Origin of the sequence: Enterocloster bolteae, assembly GCF_002234575.2 — a bacterium.
GTDB lineage: Bacteria > Bacillota > Clostridia > Lachnospirales > Lachnospiraceae > Enterocloster > Enterocloster bolteae.
The window spans coordinates 5,061,818-5,087,429 of the sequence record NZ_CP022464.2 but is presented as its reverse complement, the minus strand read 5'-3'; the positions used below and the strand labels follow the sequence as shown (position 1 = coordinate 5,087,429).

Sequence of the window (25,612 nt, the reverse complement as noted above, 5' to 3'; positions counted from 1 at the left end):
TAAATATTTAGAAGTAGAATCTAAATATAGATAAACAAAGAAAAAATATTTAGGAGGTAGTAAAGATGATTCAGTATGAGAAGGTAAACGGAAATTTTGATTTAACGGGAAAAGCAGCCATCGTTGTAGGAGGCGCAGGTGGAATCGGAGAGGCCACAGCCCAGATGTATGCAAGAAAGGGAGCCAGGGTAGCCATCGTTGACTGTAAGGATAACTGCCCGGAAGTAGCAGCAAAGATTGCAGAGGAGTTTGGAGTACAGGTGATTGGCGTAAAATGTGACGTGACCAGCCAGGAGAGTGTGGACGCCATGATGAAGGCAGTATTAGAGGCATTCGGAGAAATTAATATTCTCGCTGCCATGCCTGGATTCGTGGATCTCTACCGCGCATCGGATATCTCCATTGCTACGATTGAAAAACATATGTCTATCAATGCGGTTGGAGTGTTCCGGGTATGCCAGGCGGTTGCTAATCAGATGATTAAACAGGGCAAGGGCGGAAAGATGGTATGTGTTACCTCCCAGGCTGATTTTATTGCAATTAACAAGCATGTGGGTTATACCATGAGCAAAGCGGCTGTGGTGGGCATGATTAAGGTATGCGCATTGGAATGGGCGGATTATGGTATCAACGTCAACGGCGTGGCTCCAACCGTAGTGAACACCTACATGGGTGAAAAAGCATGGCAAGGTAAGGTTAAGACCGACATGATTGAGAAGATTCCGGCACACCGCTTTGCCGAGACAGATGAGATTGCGGCGGCTGTGCTGTTCTTATCCTGTAATGAGTCTAACATGATTACTGGCGAGGACCTTGTTGTGGATGGTGGATTTACAATCTATTAAATTTGTGAAACCATAATCAGGAGCTGATAGAAGGAGAGGATATAAGATGGATGCGTTGACAAGAAAAGCCTATGAACTGCGCCGCGATATCATTGAGATGGTACATAATTCCAGGGCGGGGCACGTAGGAGGAGATTTAAGTGTAACTGATATATTGACTGTCCTGTATTTTAAGGTAATGAACGTATCACCGGAAAAGGGAGAGAATCCTGACCGCGACCGCTTTCTTTTGAGCAAAGGCCATTGTGCAGACGCGCTGTATTGTGTCCTCGGAGAAAGAGGGTTCTACGATAAAGAAGAAACAATCAAAACCTTCAGCCAGTTTGGGAGCCGGTTTATCGGCCACCCAAACATGGAGGTTCCCGGGGTTGAGATGAATTCCGGTTCCCTGGGCCACGGGATTTCCGTGGGCGTTGGTATGGCTCTGGCGGCCAGGATGAACCATCAGTCTTACCGGACTTATGTGGTGCTGGGAGATGGGGAGATGGCGGAGGGTTCCAATTACGAGGGCATGATGGCAGCAGGCCATTATAAGCTTGACAATCTCTGTGCCACGGTGGACTTAAATCGTCTTCAGATCAGCGGCACCACCGGCCAGGTGATGGACAGCGCCAGCTTGGCGGACAAATTCCGTGATTTTGGCTGGAACGTCATTGAGGTTTTGGATGGAAATGACTGTGCCCAGTTGGTCAATGCCTATGAACAGGCGGCGGCTTATAAGGGAAAGCCAACGGCGGTCATTGCCAGTACGGTGAAGGGAAAGGGTGTTTCCTTTATGGAGAACCAGATTTCCTGGCACCACGGAGTGATGACAGAGGAACAGTATGAACAGGCGGTAAAAGAACTGAAGGAGGCATTGCAATGAATAAAATAACGAACAGACAGGCAATATGCGACACACTGTTGGAAGCGTCCAAAACAGACCGGGACATTGTTGTACTGTGTTCAGATTCCAGAGGTTCCGCATCTATGACGCCCTTTGCCAAAACTTATCCGGAACAGTTCGTGGAGGTCGGCATAGCGGAACAAAATCTGGTATCCATATCTGCCGGGCTGGCGGCCTGCGGCAAGAAAGCTTTTGCTGTTTCACCAGCATGTTTTTTATCGACCAGAAGCTATGAACAGGCGAAAATTGATGTGGCATATTCCAATACCAATGTTACCCTGGTAGGTATCAGCGGAGGTATCAGCTATGGCGCCCTGGGAATGAGCCATCATTCTTTACAGGACATTGCCGCCATGTGCGCACTGCCGGATATGCGGGTCTATCTGCCCAGCGACCGGTTCCAGACGGGTAAGCTGATTGAGGCGTTGCTTCAGGATGAAAAGCCGGCTTATGTCAGAGTCAGCCGTTCAGCCACGGAAGATATATATGAGGAACAGATGAAGTTTGAACTGGATAAGGCCCATGTACTGTCAGAGGGTGAGGACGCCATGATCATTGCCTGCGGCGAGATGGTGCCATATGCCCTGGAAGCTGCAAGGATTCTGGAAAAGGACGGTATCCGGGTCGGAGTCGTGGATATGTACTGCTTAAAGCCTTTGGACGAGGAAGCGGTCTTACAATACGCCAGTAGGGTAAAATGCCTGATAACGGTGGAAGAACATTCGGTATATGGCGGACTTGGCAGTATGGTAGCGGCCGTGACGGCGGAGAAACACCCGATTAAGGTTAAGAAAATCGCCCTTCCTGACGGTCATCTGATACCAGGCTCTAATACGGAGTTATTTGCCTACTACGGAATGGATGGAGCCGGAATTGCTGAAACCGTTAAAAAAACACTGACAGAGGGGTAAATGATGGGGTACATATTGGGGATAGACCAGAGCACACAGGGAACGAAAGCAATCCTTGTAGATAACAAGGGAAGATTACGGAGCCGGGCGGATCAAAGTCACAGACAGATTGTGAATGAACGGGGCTGGGTTTCCCATGATTTAGAAGAAATATACCAAAACACATGCAGGGTGATACAGGACGTGGTGAAGCGGACTGGTATCTCAAAGAATGAGATTGAAGTAATCGGAATCAGCAACCAGAGGGAAACCACAGCAATCTGGGACAGAGACGGAACTCCTTTAAATGGAGCGGTTGTATGGCAGTGCTCCAGGGCCAAGGAGGTATCTCAGGCCTTGGCCCCCTATGGGGATCTGATAAGAAATAAAACAGGACTCATGCTATCTCCATTTTTCCCGGCTGCCAAGATGGCCTGGCTGCTGTCAAATACAGAGGGAGCGAAAGAGAGGGCTCCGGAGGATCTGTGTCTGGGCACCATAGACAGCTGGCTGATTTACAGGATGACACGGGGAAAGGCATTTAAGACGGATTATTCCAATGCCTCAAGAACTCAGTTGTTCAATATCCATACCCTGTCCTGGGATGAGGAGTTATACGAGCTTTTCGGGGTTTCGGCAAAATCCCTGGCCCAGGTATGTGACAGTAACAGTTTATTCGGGATGACGGATTTAGACGGATACTTTGACCATGAGATTCCGATTCACAGCGCGGCCGGGGATTCCCATGCGGCTTTATTCGGTCAGGGCTGTCACAGCGCAGGCATGATTAAGACTACTTATGGAACCGGCTCCTCCATCATGATGAATACGGGGATGGAGTGTGTGTCCAGCAGCCACGGCCTGGTGACTTCCCTTGCGTGGGGGCTAGACGGCCAGGTGAATTATGTGCTGGAAGGGAATATCAACTATACAGGCGCGGTGATGACCTGGCTGAAAGATGAGCTTCATCTAATCAGCTCTCCGGCTGAAAGCGAAGCGTTTGCAAAGGCTGCCAACCCTGTGGACAAGACCGTATTGATTCCGGCCTTTTCCGGCTTATCGGCGCCCTATTGGAGTGACACGGCGAAAGCCGTGATTTATGGGATGACTCGCACAACAGGAAAAAATGAGATTGTCAGGGCAGCCTTGGAAAGCATTGCCCTGCAGATCCAGGCAGTGTTGGAAGCGATGGAGAAGGACAGCAGTATCTGCATAAAGGAACTCCGGGTAGACGGAGGGCCTACGAGAAATTCCTATCTGATGCAGCTTCAAAGCGATCTTTCAAAATTAGATGTAGCAGTAGCTGGGATTGAGGAATTATCTGCGATGGGTGCTGCCTACATGGCCGGTATAGGGGCTGGTATCCTGAATCAATCCGAACTGTTTTCAGAGGAAGGCAGAACCCTATACAGTCCGCAAATGGCGGAAGAAGAACGGAAGGAAAAAATCGGGAATTGGAATGAGGCTATCCGGCTTGTATGCGGCGCGACCGTCCAGTAGGGGGAGTAGTGATGGAGAAGATGAATAATAGGTATCAGTCAAATGAAGATTTAAACACATTCCGTCTGACTCCTATGAAAAGAATGTATTACGCTTTGGGGGATTTCGGTTACAACTTTATGTACTACTGGCTCAGCACCTATCTGATGATTTATTATACGGATACGATTGGGATTCCGGCTGCCACGGTATCCGTCATGATGCTGGTAGTGAGGATTTTTGACGCATTTAACGACCCGGTCATCGGTTCACTGGCGGACCGCACCAACAGCCGGTGGGGCAGGTACCGTCCCTGGTTCATGCTGGGTTCCATAGCTATGGCTTGTTTCATTGTGCTGATTTTTGCGGCCAGCCCCGGGTGGCAGATGACAAGCAGGCTTCTGTGGATGTGGGGCATATATCTGCTTCTCACGGTGGCTTCCACTTGCAGCAATATGCCTTATGGAGCGCTGAACGGCTGTATCACTCCGGATTCGGAGGACAGAGCAAAGGTTTCAGGTCTTCGGATGATGTTTGCCAACGTGAGTTCCATGGTGACCGTTATCATTGCTGTACCGCTGATGATTGCATTTTCTTCCGACGGTTCCGCCAGCAGCGCCAGGGGATATTTTTGGGCTGTGCTTATCACCTGTATCCTGGGACTTCCCACGATGATTGTGAGCTGTTGCAAGACGAAGGAGGTACTGACTCCGCCGCCCACCCAGAACAAGATTCCGATGAACCTGCAGATGAAGTCTCTGGTAAAAAACAAGGCAGTTCTGATTCTCATTATTGGACAGTTTATTCTTGGATGTGTCTTGTACGGCAGGGCGGCAATGCTTGCCTATTACTGGCAATATAATGCTGGAAACGCAGCGTATGCAACCACTTACGGGTTGATTGGTCTGGCGGCTACAATTGTGGGAACCGGGTGGTTTGGCAATTTCCTCTTTAAACGCGTCCGTCATAAAGGAAAGGTCTGCGCAGTATTGAACTTCATAACTGCAGGCGCATATTTCTTCATGTATTTTACTACCGCACCGTCGGTCATGTTCTGGTTTCTGACCTTCGTGAGTAGTATGAGCTTTTATGCCTATATGGGAATCCATTTCGGGGCTATCGGTGACGCGGTGGACTTTGGGGAATTTATTTCCGGCGTGAGGTGCGATGGCTTTTTATCTTCCTTTGTGTCTGTAGCAAACAAAGCGGGGGGAGCGGTGATGCCGGCCATCGGAGCAGCGGTGTTGGCTGCCATGCATTATGTGGCGGGCGGTGCCCAGCCTGCACAGATTTTGAACGCGGTTAACTGGTTTATAACGCTGATTCCGGCGATTCTCAGCCTGATTAACGCTGTTTTTTACCTGATGTATCCCATCAGTACGGAAAAGCATAAAGAGATTATGGGAGAGTTGATCCGGCGCAGGCAGTAGCATAGACGAAGGAGTATCCATATGGGCGTTTCACGGCATAAATGTCCTGTATGGACGCTCTCCGCACAAAAGTATCAGGATAAGGAGAAAAGAATACATCATTGTGTAGTGGAGTAAGCTGATTAAATGTGTAAGTTATAAACGGAATGATATTTTATTCTGGACGGCTCAGACACCGGAAGCTCTTATGATGTTTTTATTGGGAAAAATCGCCATGGGAAGAGATAGCTTTGACGGTAAGCGTAGTCTCAGTAAAAGCAACACAGTTGAGGGAATCCTGCTCAATGAAGTGCGTTAATTTTTACCGAAAATTCACTATGGTAATATGCTATTGCCCTTGAAGACAGCGAGATATTAGAAATCTCCGGCAACCTGCTTTTAAAACCCGATGCGGAATACTGTGATATTCAGATTACCATGATGCGTAATATAATGGGAACTTTTGTGAAAAAATAGATAATCTTGGCGATAAAGTTAAAATCCTATCCTATGCCTCTGTCCGGGAACGGATTACTTTTATCTGTATCATAATCAGCATAAAAGCCAAAGGTAAATATTGAATGCAACCAGAGAAGAAATCGCTGATTATTTAGGGGGTGCAAGGCCATCACTCTCAATGGAGCTGGGACGTATGCAGTAGGAAGGAATCATCCGGATAGACGGACGCGAAGTGTTCATTTTGAGCCAGGAGTTGTTTGCTAACCTGTTTGAATAAAATGTAAAACCGTAGCCATGGTTACAGAATAAAGCGTTTTCTTTTGATAGACTAAGGTCAACAGATCAAGAGAAGATGCTTTTTACTATGCATTTGCCGGCAGATGCCCCCGTTCCATTGATTTAAGCCACTTTTTAATACTTGCATCATCTGTTCCGTGCGGTTGTGGATTTTATATTCCGTGCCATCTTTTATAAATATATTTCCGGTCTGACCGAATGCGGGAATGTTACATACACAAAGTTATATCTTGATGGAACGTTCCGTCAGTTGAAAAGAGAGATTCCCGACAAAGGAGCTGCTGCAAAATATGATACGCAGGGACTGCCCGGATGAATCAGCTTTATGATAACCTTTGATGAGGAGACGTGCCTCGTGGAATATCCAAAGCTGCCGCTCTATTCTTAGGTAGAAGGTGCGGACGTTTTGTTTGGATGCAGAAGTTGGATCAAAACGGCAATATGCTTTTGGAAATAACGGTACCAAACCATGGCGCTGCTATTCGTGATTTTACCGATGATGGCGCTTCCATCACCCGCTATAAGGGATCTTGGGGCAAGCTACGCCTTTCCATGAGACACCTGGATGAACAGGAAATCACGGATGAGATTCCGGCATATAGCTTTGACCGGGTTGAGAAACTGGAGAAAGGCCAGATGGTGGAGGATGATATCGTAATGAGTCCGGTTGGTATGGCATTTCACAAAGGAGAATCCATCCGCTTAATCTTATCATCTAAGAAAGAATACAGAAATAGTATGATGCAGCCCCCGCCCCCCACCGGCTGTATACCAAAGAACTGGGGATGGCAGGTAATTTATACCGGCTCGGACAAAGCTTCCTATCTTCAGCTTCTGATATTAAAAATATGAAAGTATCACAAGCTCTTCCTGTAAAAAGCACAAGGTAAAATGAGATTGCTGGATGAAATTATCTTCCCTGCGTTATTATATTGCGGTTGCAAAATATGGCAATTTTATCAAGGAATCGGATTGGCTGTTTATCTCCCAGCCGACCCTGAGCCGGACGATTCAGGAGCTGAAGGAAGAACTTGGAACACAGCTGTTTATCCGGGAGCGCCGTTTCCTGAAATTGACAGAGGATGGCGTCTGGCTTTTAAATGGAAAACCCTGTTCTAGAAATATATCAAAGGTTGTTAACGCATAAAAGCCACTTGTCGTGATAATGTTTTCATGGTTGCGAGGGAAAGAAGTTAATATTGGCTAAGTAGTGAGATGAACCGCGCAGCAGGTAGAAGGACAAGAGACGCAGAACCATGAAATTTTAGGTTAAATCTCACGGCATATGCGGCAAAGCATGACACCCTAACAGCATACTTTACTCAGAAAGAACAGGTATGGTATACTGAGCTGGTAAATTATGTGCTTCCGGACAAGTCAAAGGAGAACAGAGGATGAAAAAAAGACAGATTTAAAACAGGCTATATTCTATGTGATATGTGCAGCAGTCATCATAAGCAAACCAACCACAGTGTCGGCCAGCAATGAACAGACTGCCGTGGAAGATACCGGAGAGCAGCAGCCATCGCTGCGACAAGAGATTCCGAAACTGAAAAAAGAAAACTGGGTTAACCAGACCGCGTAACAGAAGCTGGAGGACCTGGATATCCTGTATCAGAAAAGGGGGATATGTTATGAGAAGAATCACCGGCATGTTTGTTTGTATCTCTTTATTGCTTAATCTCAGTTTTACGTCATATGCATCAGAACGCTTGATACATTCAGAAGGAAACGAGTATCAGGAGATTCTTTCTATGAAGGATGAGGTTTTATATCATATCAATTATGGTGGAGCACGTGGAGAACTCAACCGGGATGTGGAAGCGGATGAGGTGGAAATGGAAAGAGCATATAAAGTTTATGCCAATTCCGAGTTGTTAAAAACAAATGATGTTAAAGAATCATTGGAAAACAGTTATTATAAGTGGCAAATTCCCGTATACACAGACGGTTTTACGATTTTGGTTGATATAACCAAGGTGATATCCATTCCTGCTGATATTCCGGAAGATGCAAAAGAAACGCTCAAACAGAAATTAAATATTTGGACTGTGGGAGCTGTCTATGTATATGATGCAGAAACGGTTGATTATGACAATACTGTAACAACTTCTCTTGAGGAGGCGGGGTACAACAGTGATGAGTATTCATACGAAGTTGTTTCAGGACTTTCTGGAATTCGATATCCTGCAGCTATCATATTTAATGCTGATGAAAAACCTGAATTTGTGATTCCTGCGCAGAAGTCTACGACACATGCATTTATTGGGGAATGGCCTACAGCAGCAAAAAATAGGGAGAAAACAGCTACACCTTTAAATGCACAGAATAGTAATAATGATAACATAAACGGTTTCTCCATTTATTATTATGATGATGTTGTAAGGGTATCAAATTCCTACAATCAGTCAGGAGTTGGGCTATCTTACAAAAAGGATATAATTGAAAAAAACACCATAGCAGTGTCGATATTCGGAGCCGCTGGAATCTTATTGATTATAGGAACAAAAAAAAGAAATAAGAAAAGGATGAAATGAAATTTTACATTCCGTATGCAAGACTAAATTCCACAGATTGACTTGAAAAAAGATAGTTATCGGGCGGTGGTTTCTTAAGTGATTTTATTTTTTCAGCAGCTTGGGTGACAATATCACTTCATTTGGAACGATGAATTTAAGCTGAAAAGACCGATTTTTGTATTGTTGCATAAAAATAAATTTATGAAAAGTTTATCTTTTTGTTGGCAGGGTGTTATTTTTCCATTCTAAGATATCTTTAGTATAGGAAACGATACGAAATTCAAATTGCATGAATTCATAATAATGCCTCAACTTTTAAAATACAGGCTGGCTATGGCCTGTATTTTTATGTGCTGATATCTGAAATAGTGATATCAGAAAAATTTTATCAATATGTATACTCAAAAGGTATGTGTATGTATTTAATATAGGCATTTGATATTATTGTGTTGGCATAATAAAATAGATGTAAAGGAAAGGAGGCGGAAATGAAGAAGAAAATATGCCATTTTGGCACAGATAACAGCGAATTATCATGCAATATATGGATGCTTCTCTTCTATGGTAGGGCAACTTGGGGCGGCAAAATCGGCTTCCATTGGCTTAAACCATAAGGATTCAATAAATATTAAGATTAGGAGGATTTGAAAAAATATAAAGAGAAAATGGATTGTGACAGCGGCTGCTGTACTGACAACAGGACTTTTGGCGGGCAGTGGTTCTTTAAATGCCGGGGCGGGAACCATACCTGCAGAAACTACGGTATCAGGAACCACGGTGGAGGCTCAGACAGCTGGGGAAGATGCTGGAACAGAAGGGGAAAAAGCAGCTGACGGTGAGAGTACAGACGGTAGATGTGAAGGGGCTGGGCTTCCGGGATTGGGGATAACTCTGGATGCATTCCCATCGGCCGTAGTTGTATTTTCTGTTAATACCGGAGCCTATGCGTCCGAGACCATCCGGGCTGCTATAGAGGCAGTTCCGGCCGGACAGTTGGAGGCCGGATACTGTGTGGGTTTGTCCTATACTCAGACCATGATGCGGATTATTCTGCCCCAGGCTCTCAGAATCGCATTTCCGCCGCTGAGTAATTCCCTGATTGGGCTGGTGAAGGATACGTCCCTGGCAGCCAATATCACAGTGATGGAAATGTTCATGTCGGCCCAGAGAATTGCTGCCAGAACGTATGAACCATTTGCACTGTACCGTGAGGTTGGCATCATTTACCTCATATTTTGTACGGCGCTGACCAGGCTTCAGAGCGTATGGGAACAGAAACTGAGGCTGGAGTGAAAATAAGGAGAAAGACCGCATTCATCTTTCAGAACTACAATCTTTTCCGGAATAAAACGGCCCTGCAGAATGTAACGGAGGGGTTAGTCATTGCTCGGAAAATGCCAAGGTCCCAGGCTGAGAAGGCCGGTAAGAGGGCTTTAGATAAGGTGGGACTCTGGGACCGGTATGACTATTATCCTCATCAGCTGTCCGGCGGACAGCAGCAGAGAGTGGGGATTGCCCGCGCGATTGCCATGGAACCGGAAGTAATCCTGTTTGACGAACCGACCTCGGCCCTTGCCCCGGAGCTGATTGGCGAGGTATTAGAGGTGATGAGAAAGCTGGCAGGGGAAGGAATGACGATGCTGGTTGTCACCCACGAAATGAACTTTGCAAAAAATGTGGGAACAAAGGTGATTTTCATGGATAAAGGCGTGGTGGTAGAGGAAAATACGCCGAAAGAATTTTTTGAGTCCCCGAAAGAAGACAGGGCAAGGCAGTTTATGAGTTCTATAAAATGGAGCGGATGATAAAACATATAGGAAGGGGAATTTATTTAGTAAATGTGATTAGTGGGTTAAGGGGTAAAGATACTGTATGGCCCTTCTGCATTTTGAGTGGTTATGCTCCACTTTCCTTGTATGAAGAAGTAATCCGGATTTGTAGAAAATCTGTTATTACATAAAAAATTATAAAAGAAAGGAAGAACACAATGAGAAAGAATTCGCAGAGAATCATAGCAGGGGCGTTAATGCTCACGGTACTCGTAAGCACAGGCTGCTCTGTACAGAATAGCCAGCAGACTGTAACGGAGCAGCAGACACAGCAGAGCACAACATCGGAGACAGAACCGGAAACCGGTGCACCTGTTGCAGACACAGACGAAACAACAGACGGAGTTGTAAATTATGGTATGATGGAGGATACCTCCATCAAGGTGGAACCGATTGAACTTACTGACGAATGGGATAAGGTATTTCCACTCAGTGATGAAGTGAACCATAGAAAGGTGACGTTTGTCAACCACTTTGGCAATACATTGGCTGCTGATCTTTACGAACCAAAAGAATATACAGGGAAGATTCCGGCCATTGCTGTAAGTGGCCCCTTTGGCGCTGTAAAGGAGCAGAGTTCCGGTCTTTATGCACAGGAAATGGCAGAACGAGGTTTTCTTGCTATTGCCTTTGACCCATCCTTTACAGGAGAAAGCGGCGGATATCCGAGGTACTTCAATTCGCCGGATATCAACGTTGAGGATTACCAGGCTGCGATTGATTTCCTTTCCACCCAGGACAATGTTGATCCAGAACAGATTGGTATTATCGGTATCTGTGGCTGGGGCGGTATGGCACTTCAGACAGCAGCGCTGGATACCAGAGTTAAAGCCACGGCTGCCATGACGATGTACGACATGAGCCGGAATACGGCACTTGGTTATTTTGATTCCATTGATGAGGACGGAAGGTATGAGTCCCGTGTTGCTTACAATCAACAGAGAACAGATGATTATAAAAATGGAACTTATACGCTGGGAGGCGGCCTTCCGGAAGAAGCACCGGAAGAAGCTCCGCAGTATGTTAAGGACTATGTGGCTTATTATAAGACCGACCGTGGCTATCATCCCCGTTCCGTCAATTCCAATAATGGGTGGGCGGCTACCGCTCCGGGCTCTCTGATGAATATGCGTTTGTTTGAGTATGCCCCTGAAATCAGAAGTTCGGTTCTTCTTGTGCATGGCGAGGAAGCACATTCTTTAATGTACAGCCATGATGCATACGAACTCCTCCAGGGTGATAATAAGGAACTGTTGATAATTCCGGGAGCAACCCACACAGACCTGTACGATCAGATGGATAAAATTCCGTTTGACAAATTAGAGAGCTTCTTTACGGAAGCATTCCAGTAACCGGTGGATTACGGAGGTTGTGCGCTTTAAAAGGAGCACAGGAAAGGACACTTTATGAAGAAAGCAGGATTAAAAAAATATGCCGTGGCAATTATGGTAGTCATTGGATTGACAGCAGCTCTTACAGGAGTTGCAAGTGCGGAAATGACAGGAGAGGTTGTAACTGCATCCCAGTTGGAGGTGCGTTTTGGTGATAATGGAGCAGCCTTCACAATGACACTTGAAAATAATGATACGGCCGCAGCTATAAAAAAGCATGTAGGGACAGCCGACTGGAGGCTTCCAATCTATCACTTTGATGATTATGATAATTGGGAAGTGATGCAGTATTATGATATTTCATCGCGGTATGAGATTCCATCGGTTGATGTGAAAACAGTGACCTCCCAAAAAGCAGGAGAAGTGTATTACTCCCACCCAAACAGGATCATCCTGTTCTATGGGGACGGGGAGGTGACCGGAGACTATACAAAGATCGGAGAAATTGAGGCTGCCGATGATTTAAAAAAAGCGGTTGTTAACAATCCGATCTTACAGGGCTGGGGTAATAAGATTGTCCAGATTAAGAGCGTAAAATAAGCACAACACTGTGATTGCCAATATGGAAAGTTAATTTTCAAATACAGACCTTTCTGCGGGGGTCTGTATTTTTTTCATCATTGTATGGATTGCTTCAAACCAGGAAAAAGTTCAAGGGGTTTATGAAAAGTTTATTATTTTGTTAGGTGGACGTTATTTTAGTGGTTTAAGATAGAAAAAGAGTAGAAGATGGAACGTGCCAGGTTGGCGTTTCTATCAGAAGTTATGGATAAAGCCATAGTAAAAAGGCATATGTAAATATTTAGTATAGGTATTTGATATTAAATACTACTGGTATTACAATGGACATAAAGAAAGGGGAGACATAAACAGAATGAATAAAATGAAAAGAATGCTGCTGTTTACAACACTGACCATAACAGGAGTGTTAACAGGGTGTGCAGGAGGGGCGCCTGTATTACAGCAGACCGCATACGCACAGAACAATGGGGCTTTGACTCAGACGGTTACGGCTGCCGGGAAAGCATCAGATGCGGCCATCACCCCGGGAAGCGAAATCATGAAGCTGGAAGACGGTTTTTCAGCAGTAAGCTATGACGGGAATTACTGGTTTGATGACTTTCTCGCTCAGGGAGGAGCCACGAACGATGCAGGAGTCATTGATTTCCTTACCAGACATATGATGGCCGGTGAGTCACGACCGTCACTCCGGACAGGCGGTTTCGGATGCAGCACCTTGGCGGTGAAAAGCCCGGCAGGAGAAGCTCTGTTTGGAAGGAATTTTGACTGGCAGCCATGTGAAGCCATGGTGGTCCGTTCCAGGCCGGAGGGTGCATATGCTTCTGTTTCCACGGTTAATATGGATTTTATTCGTTCCGGCTATGGGGCAGGCCTTTCACAACTGCCGGATGAGGTCCGTACCCTGATTGCCTTATATGCTCCTCTTGACGGCATGAATGAAAAAGGTCTGGCGGTATCGGTCAATATGATACAGGATTATGATGCCATCTGTCAGGACACAGGAAAACCGAATCTTACCACGACCACGGCTATCCGGCTGTTTCTGGATCGGGCGGCCAATGTGGAGGAAGCACTGGCTCTGTTGGGACAGTATGATATGCACTCCTCTATGGGAATGATGGTACATTTCGCACTGGCAGACAGAAGCGGCCGAAGCGTGGTGGTGGAGTATATTGATGACGAAATGGTTGTGACGGATACGCCAGCTGTGACAAATTTCTATCTGGCCGAAGGAAGAAAGCAGGGAATTGGAACAGCACAGTCCCATACCCGGTATGAGAGATTGATGAAACGTCTGGCAGAAGATGAGGCGATGGACATGGATCAGGTCAGGGATGCCTTGGACAGTGTCAGTAAGGACAATTTTGGAGAATTTGAGTCAACAGAATGGAGCATTGTTTTTAATTTAAACAACGGGGAGGCTTGTTATTATCACAGGGAGAACTATGGGAACAGTTATGTGTTTTCTGTAAATGAAGAAGCTTAAGTGAATGCCAGACAGTATGAATGGAACTGTCTGGGTATTCAGTGGAACATATGGAGGTTATGATGAATTACTTTAATTTACTGTGGAATTTATACCAGTTAAAAAGAAACACGGGAATGAGACGGGAACAATTAATAACGCTCCAGGAAAAAAAACTGAGAGAATTGCTTGTGTATGCCTATGACAATTCAACGTATTACCACCGGGTCTTTGAGGAGGCAGGGATTACAAGAAAGCAGATTCCGCTCATGCCCCTGTCGGCATTTCCTGTTTTGGATAAACAGCTTTTGATGGAGCATTTCAATGAACTGGTTACTGTTTCCGATTTAAAGCAGGAGGACCTGCGCCGGTTTGACCGGGAGGAAAGCACAGAACAGAAAAAATTTAAGGATGAGTACCATGTGGTCCATTCTTCCGGCAGTACAGGGACCCCAGGATATTTTGTTTATGATGAGGCGGCATGGAGCCAGATGCTCCTTGGGATTATCCGGGCCGCGCTCTGGGATATGACCATGCCCCAGATATTAAAATTGCTGTGGAAAGGCCCGCGGATCGTGTATATTGCCGCAACAGACGGCCGGTATGGCGGGGCCATGGCAGTGGGGGACGGGATAGAAGGCGTCCATGCGGACCAACTTTTCCTGGATGTCAAGACACCCCTTGCAGCATGGATTCGCCAGATTAAAGAGTTTAAACCAAATATGGTGATCGGTTATCCGTCAGCAATCAAGATTCTCGGGGAACTTGTGGAAAAAGGTGAAGTCAGCGTGGATATATTCCGCATCGTTTCCTGCGGAGAACCTCTTGGCGCCAGCTTACGGAATTATCTGGAGACAATATTTGAAGCGGACGTGGTTAATATTTATGGAGCCAGCGAATCCCTGGCCCTTGGCGTGGAAACAAGTCATGCGGAGGGAATGTATTTGTTTGACGACTTAAATTATATCGAGGTAGAGAACGGCGCCATGTACTTAACCTCCCTCTATAATTATGTACAGCCTCTGATTCGATACCGTATATCCGACCAGCTTAATTTACGGGAACCGGAGGATGGGAGCCCCTATCCGTTTACGCTGGCAGGCAATATTATGGGGCGGAATGAGGACATGATGTGGTTTGAGGATGGACGTGGAAACAGGGATTTTCTGCATCCCCTTGTCATTGAAGGATTCTGCCTGGACGGGCTTTTAGATTACCAGTTCCGCCAGCTGGACAGTCATTCCTTTGAGATGCTGGCAGAAGTGTCAGACACAGGAAAGATAAAAGAAATCCGGGAAGAAATGATGAAGCAGATGGCGCTGCTCCTGAAAGAAAAGAGCCTGGAATATGTAAGGTTTTCCATTCGCTTTGTGGGAGAAATCCGGCCGGATCAAAGGACAGGAAAAAAGCGGCTTATTGTGGCATGACGTGTTAAGTGCTCATAATGAGCCACTGCACTAAGCTCATGGAGGACCTCGCTAAGTGCCAGTGTCATGTATCGCACGTAAGCGGCCAAAAGACACCCGCTAAGTGCTCATAACGAGGAGGAAAAGAAACTTGAAAAAGACATTATTAGCTGCCAAAGATATCAGCAAAGAGTTTGGGAAGGACCGGGGAGCGGTTCCGGTGCTGGACCATGTATCCGTGGATATTTATGAGGATGACTTTACAATCATCATGGGGCCGTCCGGGGCAGGAAAATCAACTCTGCTGTATGTCCTCAGCGGAATGGACCGTGTTTCTTCCGGGACTGTGGTTTATAAGGGAAAGGTGATTAGCCGTTTCAAAGAGAGCCAGATGGCCAAAATCCGCTCACGGGAATTTGGTTTTGTGTTTCAACAGACCCATCTGGTAAGCAACTTAACGCTTTTCGAGAATGTGACGGTTGCAGGATATTTAGGGAAGGAACGGAAGCCGGAAGAGACCAGGAAGCAGGCAGAAGCCCTGCTGGAACAGATGAATGTAGGAAGCGCCAAGGACCGGATGCCGGCAGAGGTTTCGGGCGGTGAGGCACAGAGGGCAGCCATTGCCAGGGCCATGATCAATGAACCGGGTATCATTTTTGCAGATGAGCCAACCGGAGCCTTAAATAAAAGGAATACAGGGGAAGTTCTGGATCTTTTGACTGAATTAAATAAGGAAGGCCAGAGCATTCTGATGGTTACTCACGATCTGCGGGCAGCTGTCCGCGGGACACGGCTTCTTTACCTGGAGGACGGTAAGATTCTGGACGAACTGTCCATGCCTGTTTTCCATCCGGAAGATGAAAGGACGAGGGAGGCAGCGATCAATGACTGGCTTGCTTCTTTCCAATGGTAACGAGGGGGTTCTATAATGGAAGATACAATATTATTAATGGCTGATCTAAAACGGCACAAAGGCAGCCTGTCCGGCATATTTATCTTGGTACTGCTTGTCTGCACGGCGTTGGGAACGGTTCTTTCTATATGGATGAACTCAGAACGCTATCTCAGGGAAGAAATGGAGCGGGCGGGGTTTGGGACCCTGACTGCATGGGTCTCCAATGTGCCTGATATGGATGCTCTGGCGGACAATATTGCTGATTTGGAGGCGGTTGGTAATGTGGATACGCAGGTAGTCATTTATTCGGACTATACGGTGAATGACCAGGATTCTGATAGTGAAGGCCAGCTGATTCCCCATGGGACGGAGGATAGACGGTATAAATTCTTTGAAGATGAGCTGTCCGGGTACCGGGGAGATATACCGGAAATCCGGCCGGGAGAGATTTATGTCTCCCCTTCCATGATTTCCATGTTCGGTGTGCAGATTGGGGATGAAATCAGATTTCAGGTTGCCCGCGGGGGACAGGCGGCAGACTTTACGGTGAAAGGGTTTTATGAAGATCCATTTATGGGCAGTTCCATGATCGGAATGAAAGGATTTCTAATCAGTGAGGCCGATTATTCCGGAATCATCCAGACAATCCGGGATACTGGTATTGATGCGCTGGCCAGGGACGGAGCTATGCTGCATATATTTCAGGCGGACACAAACGGGGAAGGCGTCACGGTTTCCCAGCTGAATCAGCTCATCAATGAGAATACAGAGCTGCCGCAGTATTTGGAATTCCTCCACAGTGGGAATGCCATTGCCGGATTCATGCTGATTCTCCAGAATGCTTTCAGCGGCCTTTTGGCGGCGTTTGTAGTGGTACTTATTTTTGTGGTCCTGATCGTGCTGGGGCACGGCATAGGAAGCTCCGTTGAGGCAGATTATGTGAATATGGGGATTTTGAAAACCATTGGTTTTACAGGCGGGAAATTACGCCGGATTCAACTGGCGCAGTACATGCTCGTCATTTTAACAGGAATGGTTTTGGGTATCCTGGCGGCTGTTTACGTCAGCCGGATTGTGAGTGCGGCCACACTTACGACTACAGGAATCCGCATTCCTACAGACCTGCCTGCCGCCTGGTGTTTCTTAATCAATGGTCTGCTATTCCTGGTATTGACCGGTTTTATTGTATTTAAAACGGGAAAGCTCAAACGGATCACACCGATGAAAGCAATTGGAGGTGAGGCTTTTATCTACGGAACCAGAGTGAAAAAAGGCTTCCCAATCCGGGGGAACTATCTAAAATACTCCATGGCGCTCCGTCAGCTTACCGCAGGCGCCCGAAGATATAGCGGGGCCTGTATTGTGGCAATCCTTCTGGTGTTCTTTGCCTCCATGATCGGACGGATGGATACCTGGCTGGGAGCGGACGGAAAAGGGATGATGGATGCATTCAATCCGGCGGATCACGATATCGGCGTCCAGATTTTTGGGGAACATACCCCGCAGGAAGCGGAAGAAACCGTGCTTTCCTATACCGGCATTACGGACCGTTACCTCCTGGCGATGCAGGGGGTGTCTGTGAACGGAATTGATTATACGGCCAATGCAATCACCGATCCGGAGCGGTTCCACATTGTGGAAGGGCGGACTTCCAAGGCAGATGATGAAATCGTGATGACAGAGTTTGTGGCCTCTGACCTGGGAGTAGCAGTCGGTGATACGGTCACGGTACAGGCTGATCTGGGCAGTGAGGAATATGTGATATCTGGCATTTATACCTGTGCCAATGATATGGGCGATAATATCGGAATGAGCCGGGAAGGTTACCTGAAAATCGGATCGGATGACCCGGCTATCTGGTGCCACCATTATTTTCTGGAGGATGCTTCACAGAAAGAGGCCATCATAGTGGCTCTTGATGAGTCTTATGGCGGGGATGTCCATGTCCATGAGAATACATGGCCCGGTCTATATGGAATCATCTCTGCCATGCAGGCGCTTTTGGTATTCCTGTATGGGATGGTGGCGGCTTTTATTCTGATTGTCACAATTATGACTGGCAGTAAAATACTTTCGGCAGAACAGAGGGATATCGGGATTTACAAAGCAGTTGGCTTTACCAGTGGACAACTGCGAGGCACATTTGCCCTGCGGTTTATGATTGTTGCTGTTCTTGCTTCCATCATCGGAACCATTCTGGCTGCAGCCCTGACCGATTCTCTTGTGTCCATTGTCATGCGAATGGCAGGCATCAGCAATTTCTCTTCCGGTATGACAGCCGGCAATACGTTGGTTCCGTCCGCGGTGGTGATCCTTTTGTTTACCGGATTTGCCTATGCCGTATCGTGGAAAGTAAAAAAAGTGGACTTAACCGTGCTGATAACGGAATGACACATACTAAAAAAGCATAGATAACTATTTGATATAAGTATTTGTTTCGTTGATACCGCAGATATATAATAAAAAAAACAGAATACAGCATTTAGAAATTCAGAGAACGAGACACAGGAAAGGAATCAGGATGAAAAAGAATATAGTAAGAAAACAGTCAATCATATTTATGCTGGCCCTGGCTGCGGCTTCCATGCTGGCGGGGTGCCAAAAACCAGATGAGACCAGGAGAGAAAACAGCAATCCTTCCACATCTGCCGGTACTACAATGAGTGCTGGTCGGGATAATAGTACAGGCAATGCGGGAACAAAGGCAGAGGAAGCAGGGGAGGAACTCACAGGAGCATTGGCACTGGAAGTCCGTTTTGGCGATGACGGAGCCCCTTTTGTCATGCAGATGGAGGACAATGCAACCGCAGACGCAATCGCCGGATATGTGGGAACCGCCAACTGGAGACTGCCAATCTACCATTACGACGATTATGAGAATTGGGAAGTAATGCAGTATTACGACATTCCCAGCCACTATGAGATACCCTCTGAGCCAGAAATGGTTACCGCAGAAAAAGCGGGTGAGGTATATTATTCGGAGCCTAACCGTATTATCCTGTTTTACCAGGACGGGGAAGTTACCGGGGAATACACAAAGATTGGGACGATTGAAGACACCGGGGAGTTCAGGGAAGCAGTGGAGAGCAATCCGGTACTGGAGGGTTGGGGCAACAAGATTGTCCTGATTAGCAGCTTAGTGAATTTATTTTGAAAAATCTTGCTGCCAGGCCTGACCATGACGGTTCCGCTGACCATAATTTCCTTCACTCAGGCACTTTGTATAGCGGTTCTGACAGCGCTGGTCCAGCTCTATATTGTTTTCCACGATTTTGACAAAATTGCAGCGTTTGGGAGAGAAGAAAATGAATTTCCAGGAAAAGCAGGGAGTGCCGGCACACGCGGAGCGCAGGAATCATAATTTCAATCCAATTCCAATCATGGTCAGAATCAGGGGCAAAGGAGAATCCTTGGAAAAGAAATGTTTGCAAGAGAAATAGATGCAATGAAAAGAAGGAGACAACAATGAAAAAGGGTGTACGAATCCTGCTGATTGTGTTAATGCTGCTGATTTCGGGTGCCGCTTATCTTTATTTCCGAATCAGGGCTGGCGTTGATTCGGCTGTCAATGTACAGAAACTGGAAGACGGTTTCTATTATATGGAATACAGGGACGATTATGGGTTCGACCGCTTTCTGGAACAGGGTGGAGCAGCTTCCGATCTGGATGTGGCAAAGTTTGTCGGTAAGGCTCTGTTCAAAGGATTTCTATATCCCCGTTTTTTAGGAGGCAGCTTCGGATGCAGTACTCTGTCGGCCAGAAATCCGAAGGGCGGTGTGATGTATGGCAGGAACTTTGATTGGATGGAATGCACCTCCATGGTTGTCAAGTCAAAACCGGAGAGAGGATATGCTTCGGTTTCTACTGTAAATCTGGATTTTCTGAATCTGGGTACGGAATACGATCCGGAAAAAACCGTATCTAAAATCATATCGGCCGCAGCCCTGTATGCCCCAATGGATGGGATTAACGAAGAAGGTCTCTGTGTAGCCGTGCTGATGATTGATGACTCAGCGGTTACGGAGCAGGATACCGGAAAGCCGGACCTTACAACCACAACCGCTGTCAGGCTGCTTCTGGACAAAGCCGCCAGTGTGGACGAGGCGGTTCAGTTATTGGGACAGTATGATATGCATTCCTCCGCAGGCATGATGCTTCATTTGGCTCTGTCAGATAAAAGCGGTCGTTCGGTGGCAGTGGAATATGTGAACAACGAGATGTCGGTGGTTGAAACTCCTGTGGTGACAAATTTTTACCTGACCCAGGGAGATAAATATGGGATTGGGACAGAACAGTCTCATACACGATATGAAATGTTACTGGAACGTTTGTCAGAACAGCCGGCCATGGATATGGAGAACATGAAAGACGCGATGAGCAGTGTCAGTAAAAATAATTTCGGAGAATTTGCGTCAACTGAATGGACCATAGTATATAGCCAGGACAGCGGAGAAATCCGGTATTATCACAGGGAAGACTATGATAACTATTATTCGTTTTCAGTGGAGTAAAAGGTAAGGAATATGCTGGAGAATTATTTATTAAAAGGTTTGGTAATCGGGGTTGTATTCGGGGTACCCGCCGGGGTCGTGGGTATATTATCCATACAGCGGGTGCTGACCCAAGGTGCATTTGCAGGTTTTTTGACCGGGATTGGTTCCTCTGCAGCAGACATCTTTTACGCATGTGTGGGGGTGTTTGGGCTTACCTTCATCTCGGATATTTTGCTGAAACATCAGAGCACTATATGCATGGTTGGCTGTCTGATGGTGGTTGCCATTGGAGTCCGTACAATCAAGAAAAAGGAGAGTCATTCCTTCGCCAGTGCGGCAGAGAACAATAAGGAGGAACATCCCGGACATATTTTCTCCTGCTTCCTGTCCTCCTTTGTGATTGCGATTACCAATCCCGCAACGATTTTATCTTTTATGGTAGTATTTTCCATGTTCAGGATTGGCGGTAATGAATCTGTGGGAGAGAATGTCCAACTGATATGTGGTATCTTTGCAGGTACCTGTATCTGGTGGCTTGCAATCGCGGTGATTGTTAGCCTGTATCGGAAAAAGGTTACGGACGATGTTTATTTCATATTGAATCGGATTTTCGGGGCTCTGATGATTTTATTTGGCATCGTGATAGGTGTCAGAGGATGTCTGAACGGTTAAGATTGGCTCGATAGTTTGGAAATTGTTTAAACACATCATGACTCCTCCCGTTATATAAAGCAGATACCGTACAAAAACATCTGGAAGCTGCAGACATGTACAGGATTGGAAAAGCTCCGCAATTTTTATTCCGGAGAAAAAATGGGAATATGGGGAGAAAACAGGCAATGACAATCAGACAGAAAATCAAATTATCTAATGTAATGATGGCGCTTATTCCGATTATGCTGACGGCCATTATTGTTGCAGTATGTTTACAGACTTCGCTGGGCAGTTACTGGTATACGCTGGAGACCATGTATCAGGATGAGAATGGGATTCAGTCGGCCCAGAGCCTTATTTACACCTATCAACAGGAACTGTGGGAGAATAACTGGGGACAGGGGGTTCATAGAGAGGCCGGGACGGAAATCAGGAAAAGTGACAAAATGAACCATCTGGAAAATAAACTTTCCAGAATGGGGTATCATTTTCTGATTACCAAAAATGGAAATGAGATTTATTCCAATATTTCGGAGGAGGAGATGAGGGCGGCGGAATCTGTAGCAGGTACAGCCATGGAATCGGCTAAGACCCTGACAGCAAGCTACCATGATGTGTCCGTGGTGAAGCATACATTTTACCATGGGGAGAAGGCTGTGTGCATTTTGGCGGTCCATACTGGGGAAACCGACCAGGAAGTTATCTCCTATCTGCAGAACTATATCCTGAACTATATCGTGGGCTTTATCAGCGCATTTCTGGTCCTGACTGTTTGTGTCAATGGAATCCTTTCCTGCTGGATATCTAAGAGCGTTCTGGTTCCTTTGCAGAAACTGAGCCGCGGCACAAAGGAAATCAAGGAGGGGAATTTAGATACCAGCATTGATTATACGAAAGAGGATGAATTCGGCGAGGTATGCCGGGACTTTGATGAGATGAGAGCCTATTTAAAGGAGTCAGTGGAGCAGCGGCTGAAGGATGAACAGCGGAAAAAGGACCTGATTATTGGTATTTCCCATGACCATAGGACCCCGCTCACGTCCATCAGCGGGTATCTGGACGGGCTGATGGATGGGATTGCCAATACCCCGGAAAAAAGGCAGCGGTATCTGTCCGCCATCAAAACAAGGGCAAAGGATTTATCTCGCCTGGTAGACAGTCTTTCCGAATATAACCGGCTGGACAGCAGCAGCTTCCATTACCATTTGGAACCGGCAGATTTAAAAAGGTTTATAGGGCAATACCTGATTTCTTATGAGGAGGAGGCCAGACAAAATAAGGTGGAATTTAAACTCACAAGTGAAGGGGGAGAATTCCCGGTCCTTCTTGATAAAGAGGAGATGAAACGCGTGCTGGACAACCTGTTTACCAATACCATACACTACCGCAGGCATCCCCATTCAAATGTGGTGATATCCCTAAGGCGTGTGGAACGCAGTACAGTGGTGGAGTTCATCTTTTCCGACGATGGGCCGGGGGTGCCGGAAGAAAGCCTGGACCGCCTGTTTGAGAGCTTTTACCGGGTGGATGGGGCCAGGAGTAATTCTGGGGAAGGCAGCGGAATCGGACTGGCTGTTGTAAAGGAGATCATATCAGGCCACAGAGGAATCGTCCATGCGGAAAATCATGGAGGCCTTGCGATTATTATACATCTGCCAATGACAGAGGAGAAATAGCATGAATAAAGTATTGATAGTAGAAGATGACGAGTTGATTGCAGAACTGGAACGGGATTATCTGGAGGCCGGCGGTTTTGAAGTAGAGCTTATTTTTGATGGAAATGAGGGGCTTAACCGGGCAATGGCCGGCGGCTGGGATGCCCTGATTCTGGATGTGATGCTGCCGGGTAAAAGTGGGTTTGAGGTGTGCCGGGAGGTAAGGAAATCCTTGCATTTGCCGGTTATCATGGTCACAGCCAAAAAAGAGGATGTAGACAAAATACGGGGACTTGGCCTGGGGGCGGACGATTATCTGGTAAAGCCTTTCAGTCCTGCGGAATTGGTAGCCAGGGTAAAATCCCATATCCAGATTCACGAGAGACTGCTGGAGCACCGGGAGCAGCAAAAGGAGGACGCAATTATCGTGAAGAATCTCGCCATCCGTCCTAAGGAAAGAAGGGTATACTTGAATGGCGAGGAAATGAACCTGGCCAATAAGGAATTTGAAGTGCTTCTTTTCCTGGCTGAGAATCCCAATATTGTTTTCTCAAAAGATACATTGTTTGACCGGATTTGGGGCATGGACTCGGTAGGAAATACGGCGACTGTGACAGTACATATAAACCGTTTGAGAGAGAAACTGGAGAAGAATGCCGATTCCTCACCGTTTATTGAGACGGTCTGGGGAGCCGGATACCGGTTTAAGGTGGAGTGAGGAGAAAAATCCATCTAAGTTCCGAAGAAGAAATGTAAGGGGAAGAAAGCCGCAGGGGATGTTTGCAAAAAGAGCGATTAAAAATATTACGAAAGGAAATAGGATTCATGAGACTATATAAGAAGAAGCTGTTTGCGGGATTGGTGTTGGCTGCCATGTTTGTATCGTCAGCCTATAGTGCCGGAAATCTACAGCCGGAAGAAGCAGCCAGGAGTGAACATACAGCTGAAACAACAATGGAGACGTCAGAAATAGCGACGACGGAGGAGAGCAGAGCAATAACGATGAATGTACAGATAGGCAGCAGTACATTTACAGCAACGCTGGAGGATAATACGGCAGTGGATTCTTTTGTCAGGATGATGCAGACTGCTCCTGTAGTAATCCAGATGAATGATTATTCCGGATTTGAAAAGGTAGGCTCGATTGGAACCAGTCTGCCGGCCAGTAACAGTCAAACCACGACGCAGTCAGGGGATATTGTTTTATATAACGGAAATCAGATCGTAATATTTTATGGTTCTAATTCCTGGAGCTATACGAGGCTGGGCAAAATAGATGATTTATCCGGATGGACGGAAGCGCTTGGAAGCGGTGATGTGACAGTAACATTTTCTTTGGAATAGCTGGAATGGGAAAAGAAACAGGCGGCCTCTGCATGGCGTGTTGCAGAGGCTGCCTGTCCTTGTCCGAATTGACAGTAACTATATTTTGCAGAGCACGTGTTTTTCTACGCCATATGGCAGGTCTGCATGGAAGATTAGATACTGCTATGAAAAGCGTCCTGCACATTTTTAAGAAAACGGTCCGCTGCTCCGGAAAATACCTGGTATTTTTTCCAGACAATGTCAAGATGGGCGTCCATCTTTGGTTTCAACGGCCGGAAACACAGGCGGCTGCCTTCTGAGGTGTTCACCAGCTTGTCCAGACACAGGGCGTATCCCAGTCCCTCCTCCACCATAAGGGAGGCATTGTATACCAGATTATAGGTGGCTACGATATTCAGCTTATCATAATCTTTTTTCAGCCAGCCTGAAAATTCATTGCTGACCGTAGTCTGTCGGGAGGATATAAGAGGCAGCTCCCAGATATCCTCCGGCCGGATGAAATCGTGGGCGGCCAGAAGGCAGTCCTTGGGCATTAATAGCCCCCAGGTATCGGTGGCAGGAAGGCGGATATAATCATACTTTTTCATATCTGCTGGTTCGATGAGGATTCCAAAGTCCAGAAGCCCCTTGTCCAGCCGTTCCATCACATCATCCGCGTTTCCGCTGTATAAGTGGTAGCGGATATCAGGACAGCTCTTTTGTAAATCCGTGGCGATCCTGGCAATCAGACGCATGGCATCTGTCTCTCCGCCTCCAATGTAAATGTCTCCGCCAATGGCCTCATCCGGCGCCGTAAGTTCCGCTTCTGTCTTATCTACCAGATCGAGTATTTCCGCCGCCCGTTTGCGGAGGAGCATCCCTTCCTCTGTCAATGTGATTCTGCGGTTTCCGCGGATCAACAGTTTTTTTCCGATCTCATTCTCTAAGTCCATGAGCTGCCTTGACAGCGTTGGCTGTGTCATATGGAGGGACTCCGCGGCCCCTGATATGCTTTCTTCCCTGGTGACAGCCATAAAGTATCTTAAAACACGAATATCCAATCTGATTCCTCCATTCCTGTTATTTATGCCAGACACACGAAAATTCTTCTATGTCTATTATATATAGAATGTGATATGCCTGTCAAGTATGGGATTGTATTTAATATAAGTATTTGATATGAATATGATTTTGGATTACAATAAAGACATA

25 protein-coding genes are annotated in these 25,612 nt (G+C 46.5%); 24 read left to right on the top strand and 1 reads right to left on the bottom strand.

Translation table 11 applies throughout. From position 1 onward, the window contains the following. Window positions 1–65: 65 nt before the first annotated feature. The 24 genes from CGC65_RS23405 to CGC65_RS23290 all read left to right on the top strand — a co-directional run bounded on the left by CGC65_RS23405 (window position 66) and on the right by CGC65_RS23290 (window position 24,439). Window positions 66–845 (top strand): SDR family oxidoreductase, encoded by a 780-nt coding sequence (locus CGC65_RS23405; RefSeq protein WP_002568754.1) that lies wholly within the window; start codon window positions 66–68, stop codon window positions 843–845. 46 nt (window positions 846–891) lie between these two features. Beyond that, a complete protein-coding gene (locus CGC65_RS23400) occupies window positions 892–1,710 on the top strand; it encodes a transketolase (protein WP_002568753.1) in 819 nt (272 codons plus the stop codon). Then, window positions 1,707–2,642 (top strand): transketolase family protein, encoded by a 936-nt coding sequence (locus CGC65_RS23395; RefSeq protein ID WP_002568752.1) that lies wholly within the window; start codon window positions 1,707–1,709, stop codon window positions 2,640–2,642. The genes CGC65_RS23400 and CGC65_RS23395 overlap by 4 nt, the downstream gene beginning before the upstream one ends. After that, complete coding sequence (locus CGC65_RS23390) at window positions 2,643–4,121, top strand: FGGY-family carbohydrate kinase (RefSeq protein WP_002568751.1); 1,479 nt, start codon at window positions 2,643–2,645, stop codon at window positions 4,119–4,121. It abuts the gene before it with no gap. Window positions 4,122–4,132: 11 nt separating this feature from the next. Then, window positions 4,133–5,530: an MFS transporter gene (locus CGC65_RS23385; protein ID WP_007036327.1), complete on the top strand. Its 1,398-nt coding sequence runs from the start codon at window positions 4,133–4,135 to the stop codon at window positions 5,528–5,530. A gap of 1,149 nt (window positions 5,531–6,679) precedes the next feature. After that, complete coding sequence (locus CGC65_RS23375) at window positions 6,680–7,117, top strand: CocE/NonD family hydrolase C-terminal non-catalytic domain-containing protein (RefSeq protein ID WP_002568749.1); 438 nt, start codon at window positions 6,680–6,682, stop codon at window positions 7,115–7,117. Between the two features lie 52 nt (window positions 7,118–7,169). Next, window positions 7,170–7,412: a LysR family transcriptional regulator gene (locus CGC65_RS23370; protein WP_002568748.1), complete on the top strand. Its 243-nt coding sequence runs from the start codon at window positions 7,170–7,172 to the stop codon at window positions 7,410–7,412. A 213-nt stretch (window positions 7,413–7,625) separates the two neighbouring features. Further along, on the top strand, window positions 7,626–7,850 hold the full coding sequence (locus CGC65_RS23365; protein WP_002568747.1) for a hypothetical protein: 225 nt from the start codon (window positions 7,626–7,628) through the stop codon (window positions 7,848–7,850). Window positions 7,851–8,019: 169 nt separating this feature from the next. Next, on the top strand, window positions 8,020–8,802 hold the full coding sequence (locus tag CGC65_RS23360; RefSeq protein WP_235622192.1) for a hypothetical protein: 783 nt from the start codon (window positions 8,020–8,022) through the stop codon (window positions 8,800–8,802). A gap of 470 nt (window positions 8,803–9,272) precedes the next feature. After that, the gene (locus CGC65_RS32130; RefSeq protein ID WP_002568745.1) at window positions 9,273–9,398 is read left to right on the top strand and encodes a hypothetical protein; all 126 of its coding nucleotides are present in this window, start codon (window positions 9,273–9,275) and stop codon (window positions 9,396–9,398) included. Between the two features lie 58 nt (window positions 9,399–9,456). Continuing rightward, complete coding sequence (locus CGC65_RS23355; protein WP_002568744.1) at window positions 9,457–10,077, top strand: amino acid ABC transporter permease; 621 nt, start codon at window positions 9,457–9,459, stop codon at window positions 10,075–10,077. Continuing rightward, window positions 10,074–10,589, top strand: a complete 516-nt coding sequence (locus CGC65_RS23350; protein WP_002568743.1) for an amino acid ABC transporter ATP-binding protein — start codon at window positions 10,074–10,076, stop codon at window positions 10,587–10,589. Before CGC65_RS23355 ends, CGC65_RS23350 begins: the two co-directional genes overlap by 4 nt. 182 nt (window positions 10,590–10,771) lie before the next feature. Further along, on the top strand, window positions 10,772–11,965 hold the full coding sequence (locus tag CGC65_RS23345; protein ID WP_002568742.1) for an alpha/beta hydrolase: 1,194 nt from the start codon (window positions 10,772–10,774) through the stop codon (window positions 11,963–11,965). Between the two features lie 54 nt (window positions 11,966–12,019). Further along, window positions 12,020–12,544, top strand: a complete 525-nt coding sequence (locus CGC65_RS23340; protein WP_002568741.1) for a cyclophilin-like fold protein — start codon at window positions 12,020–12,022, stop codon at window positions 12,542–12,544. Window positions 12,545–12,878: 334 nt separating this feature from the next. Beyond that, on the top strand, window positions 12,879–14,012 hold the full coding sequence (locus CGC65_RS23335; RefSeq protein ID WP_002568740.1) for a linear amide C-N hydrolase: 1,134 nt from the start codon (window positions 12,879–12,881) through the stop codon (window positions 14,010–14,012). A 116-nt stretch (window positions 14,013–14,128) separates the two neighbouring features. Continuing rightward, complete coding sequence (locus CGC65_RS23330) at window positions 14,129–15,418, top strand: phenylacetate--CoA ligase family protein (protein WP_227178750.1); 1,290 nt, start codon at window positions 14,129–14,131, stop codon at window positions 15,416–15,418. Between the two features lie 130 nt (window positions 15,419–15,548). Beyond that, a complete protein-coding gene (locus CGC65_RS23325; RefSeq protein WP_002568738.1) occupies window positions 15,549–16,310 on the top strand; it encodes an ABC transporter ATP-binding protein in 762 nt (253 codons plus the stop codon). A gap of 15 nt (window positions 16,311–16,325) precedes the next feature. Beyond that, window positions 16,326–18,683 carry an ABC transporter permease gene (locus CGC65_RS23320; RefSeq protein ID WP_002568737.1) on the top strand — a complete coding sequence of 786 codons (2,358 nt, stop codon included), beginning with the start codon at window positions 16,326–16,328 and terminating at the stop codon, window positions 18,681–18,683. A gap of 130 nt (window positions 18,684–18,813) precedes the next feature. Further along, on the top strand, window positions 18,814–19,446 hold the full coding sequence (locus CGC65_RS23315) for a cyclophilin-like fold protein (RefSeq protein ID WP_002568736.1): 633 nt from the start codon (window positions 18,814–18,816) through the stop codon (window positions 19,444–19,446). 311 nt (window positions 19,447–19,757) lie between these two features. Then, window positions 19,758–20,804, top strand: coding sequence for a C45 family autoproteolytic acyltransferase/hydolase (locus CGC65_RS23310; RefSeq protein WP_002568735.1), 1,047 nt, complete (start codon window positions 19,758–19,760; stop codon window positions 20,802–20,804). 12 nt (window positions 20,805–20,816) lie between these two features. Beyond that, window positions 20,817–21,458, top strand: coding sequence for a LysE family translocator (locus CGC65_RS23305; RefSeq protein WP_002568734.1), 642 nt, complete (start codon window positions 20,817–20,819; stop codon window positions 21,456–21,458). A gap of 167 nt (window positions 21,459–21,625) precedes the next feature. Further along, window positions 21,626–23,116 carry a sensor histidine kinase gene (locus tag CGC65_RS23300; protein ID WP_002568733.1) on the top strand — a complete coding sequence of 497 codons (1,491 nt, stop codon included), beginning with the start codon at window positions 21,626–21,628 and terminating at the stop codon, window positions 23,114–23,116. A 1-nt stretch (window position 23,117) separates the two neighbouring features. Further along, the gene (locus CGC65_RS23295; protein WP_002568732.1) at window positions 23,118–23,813 is read left to right on the top strand and encodes a response regulator transcription factor; all 696 of its coding nucleotides are present in this window, start codon (window positions 23,118–23,120) and stop codon (window positions 23,811–23,813) included. Between the two features lie 107 nt (window positions 23,814–23,920). Next, window positions 23,921–24,439 (top strand): cyclophilin-like fold protein, encoded by a 519-nt coding sequence (locus tag CGC65_RS23290; protein WP_002568731.1) that lies wholly within the window; start codon window positions 23,921–23,923, stop codon window positions 24,437–24,439. 134 nt (window positions 24,440–24,573) lie between these two features. On the opposite strand, the gene CGC65_RS23285 is transcribed toward CGC65_RS23290, so the two are convergent. Next, entirely contained in the window at window positions 24,574–25,461 is an 888-nt protein-coding gene (locus CGC65_RS23285) for a LysR family transcriptional regulator (RefSeq protein WP_002568730.1), read from the bottom strand. Window positions 25,462–25,612: the final 151 nt, after the last annotated feature.

What these genes read in the sequence shown, in the direction of transcription:
- CGC65_RS23405 (WP_002568754.1), top strand. Translation starts at nt 66, where the DNA reads ATGATTCAGTATGAGAAGGTAAACGGAAATTTTGATTTAACGGGAAAA.
- CGC65_RS23400 (WP_002568753.1), top strand. Translation starts at nt 892, where the DNA reads ATGGATGCGTTGACAAGAAAAGCCTATGAACTGCGCCGCGATATCATT.
- CGC65_RS23395 (WP_002568752.1), top strand. Translation starts at nt 1,707, where the DNA reads ATGAATAAAATAACGAACAGACAGGCAATATGCGACACACTGTTGGAA.
- CGC65_RS23390 (WP_002568751.1), top strand. Translation starts at nt 2,643, where the DNA reads ATGATGGGGTACATATTGGGGATAGACCAGAGCACACAGGGAACGAAA.
- CGC65_RS23385 (WP_007036327.1), top strand. Translation starts at nt 4,133, where the DNA reads ATGGAGAAGATGAATAATAGGTATCAGTCAAATGAAGATTTAAACACA.
- CGC65_RS23375 (WP_002568749.1), top strand. Translation starts at nt 6,680, where the DNA reads ATGCAGAAGTTGGATCAAAACGGCAATATGCTTTTGGAAATAACGGTA.
- CGC65_RS23370 (WP_002568748.1), top strand. Translation starts at nt 7,170, where the DNA reads ATGAAATTATCTTCCCTGCGTTATTATATTGCGGTTGCAAAATATGGC.
- CGC65_RS23365 (WP_002568747.1), top strand. Translation starts at nt 7,626, where the DNA reads ATGTGCTTCCGGACAAGTCAAAGGAGAACAGAGGATGAAAAAAAGACA.
- CGC65_RS23360 (WP_235622192.1), top strand. Translation starts at nt 8,020, where the DNA reads ATGAAGGATGAGGTTTTATATCATATCAATTATGGTGGAGCACGTGGA.
- CGC65_RS32130 (WP_002568745.1), top strand. Translation starts at nt 9,273, where the DNA reads ATGAAGAAGAAAATATGCCATTTTGGCACAGATAACAGCGAATTATCA.
- CGC65_RS23345 (WP_002568742.1), top strand. Translation starts at nt 10,772, where the DNA reads ATGAGAAAGAATTCGCAGAGAATCATAGCAGGGGCGTTAATGCTCACG.
- CGC65_RS23340 (WP_002568741.1), top strand. Translation starts at nt 12,020, where the DNA reads ATGAAGAAAGCAGGATTAAAAAAATATGCCGTGGCAATTATGGTAGTC.
- CGC65_RS23335 (WP_002568740.1), top strand. Translation starts at nt 12,879, where the DNA reads ATGAATAAAATGAAAAGAATGCTGCTGTTTACAACACTGACCATAACA.
- CGC65_RS23330 (WP_227178750.1), top strand. Translation starts at nt 14,129, where the DNA reads ATGAGACGGGAACAATTAATAACGCTCCAGGAAAAAAAACTGAGAGAA.
- CGC65_RS23320 (WP_002568737.1), top strand. Translation starts at nt 16,326, where the DNA reads ATGGAAGATACAATATTATTAATGGCTGATCTAAAACGGCACAAAGGC.
- CGC65_RS23315 (WP_002568736.1), top strand. Translation starts at nt 18,814, where the DNA reads ATGAAAAAGAATATAGTAAGAAAACAGTCAATCATATTTATGCTGGCC.
- CGC65_RS23310 (WP_002568735.1), top strand. Translation starts at nt 19,758, where the DNA reads ATGAAAAAGGGTGTACGAATCCTGCTGATTGTGTTAATGCTGCTGATT.
- CGC65_RS23305 (WP_002568734.1), top strand. Translation starts at nt 20,817, where the DNA reads ATGCTGGAGAATTATTTATTAAAAGGTTTGGTAATCGGGGTTGTATTC.
- CGC65_RS23300 (WP_002568733.1), top strand. Translation starts at nt 21,626, where the DNA reads ATGACAATCAGACAGAAAATCAAATTATCTAATGTAATGATGGCGCTT.
- CGC65_RS23295 (WP_002568732.1), top strand. Translation starts at nt 23,118, where the DNA reads ATGAATAAAGTATTGATAGTAGAAGATGACGAGTTGATTGCAGAACTG.
- CGC65_RS23290 (WP_002568731.1), top strand. Translation starts at nt 23,921, where the DNA reads ATGAGACTATATAAGAAGAAGCTGTTTGCGGGATTGGTGTTGGCTGCC.